Here is a 3476-nt window from a genome sequence, read left to right as displayed (position 1 = left end):
TTCTCGCACGGCCCGATCTGCGGACTCCTCGGGCTGCTTTGCATCCTGAACGCCGGGCTCGGTCTGCTGGTGCCGGGGATCCAGTACCGGCTGCTCTGGATCACCGACGGCGTCCTGAAGATCGCCGCCGGCTCCAGCATGGTGTGGCTCAGTTACTGACCGGCTCCAGCACGAACTGCGGGATCTTCCGGGTGGTCTTCTTCTGGTACTCCGCGTAGTCGGGGTACGCGGCCACGGACCTCTTCCACCACAGGTCGTACTCCTCGCCCTCGATCTCGCGGGCGACGTACTCGCCGGTGGTCTCGCCGTCCTGCAGCGTCACCTTGGGGTCGGCCGTCAGGTTGTAGTACCAGACCGGGTGCTTCGGAGCGCCGCCGAGCGAGGCGACCGCGACGTACACGCCGTCGTGCTCGACGCGCATCACGGGGACCTTGCGGATCTTGCCGGACTTGTTGCCGCGCATGGTCAGGAGGATGACTCCCCTGCCGTTGAAACCGGCCGCTTCGGTGCTGCCTGAGGTCTCGATCTTCTCGACCGCGGCGCGGACCCAGTTGGTCGGGCTGGGGGCGTAATCAGCGTTGGATGACATATCACGCACTCTACTGGTGATATGTCATCCATCCACAGCGGAGCGTGATTCCGGCTCCGCCTCGGCGATCGCCTTGAGCGCGGCGAGCCGGTGGTCCCATTGAACCGCGACCTCTTCGATCCACCGGGCCGTCGACGTCAGCACGGCCGGCCGCAGTCCGAACCGGACATCACGCCCGAACTTACGACTGTCGACCACCCCAGCAGCCTTGAGCACCCCGAGATGCTGGACTACGGCCTGCCGGGTGATGGGCAACTCGCCGGCCAGCGCAGTCGCAGTACGGTCTCCCTGCTGGGCAAGGAGTTCCACCAGGCCGCGACGGGTCGGATCCGCGAGGGCCGCGAGGACCTCGCCGGTCGTCACAGCTCGGGAGCCAGCGCGCTGAGTGCGGCCAGTCCCCCGTCCCAACCCTGCGACGCGTCCTCGGCCTGCTTGGCCCGCACGTCTTCCGGCCGGTCGAGGCGATCGAAGCCGGACTCGACCACGAGCAACCTGGTCCCCTCACCCTCGGGCGTGAGGGTGAACTCGACCAGGTTCGAGTTGCCAGGCACCGGCTCGGTGTCGGGCTCGACGGCGTACCGATAGGCGAACCGGCGGCCAGGCTCGACCTTCTCGACGAACCCGAGGTACTCCCCGTGCTCGTCCCACCGCATCACCAGGCGGCCGCCCGGGCGGAGGTCGATCTCGGCACCACCGAACGCGTACCAGCGGGCGAACTGCTCCGGTTGGGTCAGAGCGTTCCAGACCTTCTCGGGCCGCGCCTCGACGTACACCTCACGCTCGATGCTGTCCATCCGCGAAGTCTGCCAGTCGAACCGCCTGATGTGCAAGCTTCCGCTTGCACATCATCTTCAGCTCTCGGCGGGCTCCAGCAGGAGGACGGGGAGCACCCGGGTGGTCTTGGTCTGGTACTCCGCATAGTCGGGCCACACGTCGACCGACCGCGCCCACCACAGGTCCCGCTCCTCACCCTCGAGCTCCCGGGCGACGAACTGGCCGGCGGTCTCGCCATCCTGCACCTGGACGTTCGGGTCGGCCTTGAGGTTGTAGTACCAGACCGGGTTCTTCGGAGCACCGCCGAGCGACGCCACCACGGCGTACCGGCCGTCGTGCTCGACTCGCATCAACGGCACCTTGCGGATCTTGCCGCTCTTGTTGCCGCGCATGGTCAGGAGCACGACACCCTTGCCGTGCTCGATCACCGCGGTCGTTCCCGCCTGCTCGATCGTCTCCACCATGTCGGCGACGAAGGGCATCGTACTGGGGGCGTATTCCGGTTGAGTTGACATGTCAACACCATACTGGTGACGCGTCACCAAGACAACACTCCGTGCCGGAGTGATTCCTCAGTGCGCAGCTTGGTGGCGCGCGACCCGGGCGGCGCGCTCGCGCTCCATCCGCCGGCGAGGATCGAGGTCGTCGGACAGCGAGGCCGGGCCGGCCACATGCAGCAACAGCCAGGTCAGGCGCCACTTGAACCGGTAGCCAAGACTGAGTCCGTCGTTCTTCTTGCTCATCACACTCTCCAGTCGATCAGCGCGGTAGACATTTTGTGTGGCAACAGTTTGTATACCAACTGTTAGTGTAGTCAACACCAACCGAAGGAGAGAAATGCCCGAACCGACCGAAGAGGTGGATCTACTCGCGCTGGACCGCCAGGTCTGCTTCGCGCTGGCGGTCGCCTCCCGCAGCGTGATCGCCCTCTACCGTCCGCTGCTGGACCCGATGGGCCTCACCCACCCGCAGTACCTGGTGATGCTCGCGCTCTGGGAAGAGTCGCCCTTGTCGGTCAAACAGCTGAGCAACCTGCTCCAGCTGGACCCAGGAACCCTCTCCCCCTTGCTCAAACGCCTCGAAGCAGCCGGCTACCTGACCCGCGCCCGCAACCCCCGGGACGAACGAAACCTGGCCATCGAACTCACCGAAACCGGCCAGTCCCTCCGCACCCAAGCCCTCAAAATCCCACCAGCCATCATCGACCGCCTAGGCATGACGCTGACCGAACTAGAAGCCCTCCACAAATCCCTAACCCGAGTGATAACCGCCGCAACCACCTGATGCCGCTCCAAGTCGCCGCCTACCAACTTGCATCGGCAAGTGATCTCGACGCAGCTCTCAGAGCCCTCCAAGCAGCAGACCCAGCCGCAGATGTCGCCTGCTTCCCCGAGTGCTTCCTGCAGGGCTATCTGACCGATCGCGACCTCGCCCAACACCAAGCTCTCGACCTGCGCTTGCCGCAGTTCGATCAACTGCTCGACCAACTGAGCACGGTCAGGCCGATGCTGGTCTTCGGACTGATCGAGCGCGACAACGCGAAGCTTTACAACACGGCAGTGGTGGTCCACCGCGGGCAACTCGTCGGCAAGTACCGCAAGAGGAACCTGCTGGCGGGCGAATCGCTCTTCACCGCCGGCGACTCCGACCCGATCTTCGAGGTCGGCGGCACGACCTTCGGCATCAACATCTGCTTCGACCTGCAGTTTCCCGAGAGCGCTGCCTCACTCGTCCGGCAAGGTGCCTCGCTGCTCCTCTGTCCGTGCAACAACATGATGCGACGTGCGACCGCCGAGAAGTACAAGTATCTCCACCACCAACTCCGCCGCCGCCTGGCGCTGGAAAACAACCTCTGGATCATTTCGTCCGACGTCACCGGACCCCCCGATGCCGAACGGATCTGCTACGGCCCAACCTCGGCAATCAACCCCAGCGGAGCAGTAGTCGCCCAGGTCCCCCTCTTCACCCCCGACCACCTGAGCATCCAGATCTAGGAACTCAGGGGGCTGTGGTTGCGCCGGTGCATCGGGACTGTGGTTGCGCCGGTGCATCGGGACTGTGGTTGCGCCGGTGCATCGGGACTGTGGTTGCGCCGGTGCATCGGGACTGTGGT

The 3476-nt window shown here is 65.2% G+C and carries 8 protein-coding genes; 3 read left to right on the top strand and 5 right to left on the bottom strand.

All coding sequences use genetic code 11. The features are described from left to right. Positions 1–159, top strand: a 159-nt coding sequence (locus VFG33_RS41240) for a DUF6609 family protein (RefSeq protein ID WP_414672938.1), incomplete at its 5' end; no start/stop codon positions are given. On the opposite strand, the gene VFG33_RS09815 is transcribed toward VFG33_RS41240, so the two are convergent. From VFG33_RS09815 to VFG33_RS09795, 5 genes are read right to left on the bottom strand one after another with little or no spacing between them, the layout of a single operon-like run. After that, positions 149–589, bottom strand: a complete 441-nt coding sequence (locus VFG33_RS09815) for a nitroreductase family deazaflavin-dependent oxidoreductase (protein WP_325024694.1) — start codon at positions 587–589, stop codon at positions 149–151. The two genes, VFG33_RS41240 and VFG33_RS09815, sit on opposite strands and share 11 nt — an antisense overlap. Positions 590–613: 24 nt before the next feature. Further along, on the bottom strand, positions 614–952 hold the full coding sequence (locus tag VFG33_RS09810; protein WP_325024692.1) for an ArsR/SmtB family transcription factor: 339 nt from the start codon (positions 950–952) through the stop codon (positions 614–616). Next, positions 949–1383 carry an SRPBCC domain-containing protein gene (locus VFG33_RS09805; RefSeq protein ID WP_325024690.1) on the bottom strand — a complete coding sequence of 145 codons (435 nt, stop codon included), beginning with the start codon at positions 1381–1383 and terminating at the stop codon, positions 949–951. Before VFG33_RS09805 ends, VFG33_RS09810 begins: the two co-directional genes overlap by 4 nt. A 57-nt stretch (positions 1384–1440) precedes the next feature. Continuing rightward, positions 1441–1878 (bottom strand): nitroreductase family deazaflavin-dependent oxidoreductase, encoded by a 438-nt coding sequence (locus VFG33_RS09800; protein ID WP_325024688.1) that lies wholly within the window; start codon positions 1876–1878, stop codon positions 1441–1443. A gap of 57 nt (positions 1879–1935) precedes the next feature. After that, positions 1936–2106, bottom strand: a complete 171-nt coding sequence (locus VFG33_RS09795) for a hypothetical protein (protein ID WP_325024686.1) — start codon at positions 2104–2106, stop codon at positions 1936–1938. Positions 2107–2200: 94 nt separating this feature from the next. On the opposite strand from VFG33_RS09795, the gene VFG33_RS09790 reads away from it, so the two are divergent. Next, the gene (locus VFG33_RS09790) at positions 2201–2647 is read left to right on the top strand and encodes a MarR family winged helix-turn-helix transcriptional regulator (RefSeq protein WP_325024684.1); all 447 of its coding nucleotides are present in this window, start codon (positions 2201–2203) and stop codon (positions 2645–2647) included. Further along, a complete protein-coding gene (locus VFG33_RS09785) occupies positions 2647–3357 on the top strand; it encodes a carbon-nitrogen hydrolase family protein (protein ID WP_325024682.1) in 711 nt (236 codons plus the stop codon). The genes VFG33_RS09790 and VFG33_RS09785 overlap by 1 nt, the downstream gene beginning before the upstream one ends. Positions 3358–3476 lie beyond the last annotated feature (119 nt).

It is taken from the genome of Kribbella sp. (assembly GCF_035687465.1).
GTDB lineage: Bacteria > Actinomycetota > Actinomycetes > Propionibacteriales > Kribbellaceae > Kribbella.
Note: the sequence above shows the minus strand (reverse complement) of the source record. Positions and strands in the feature narration are given on the sequence as shown.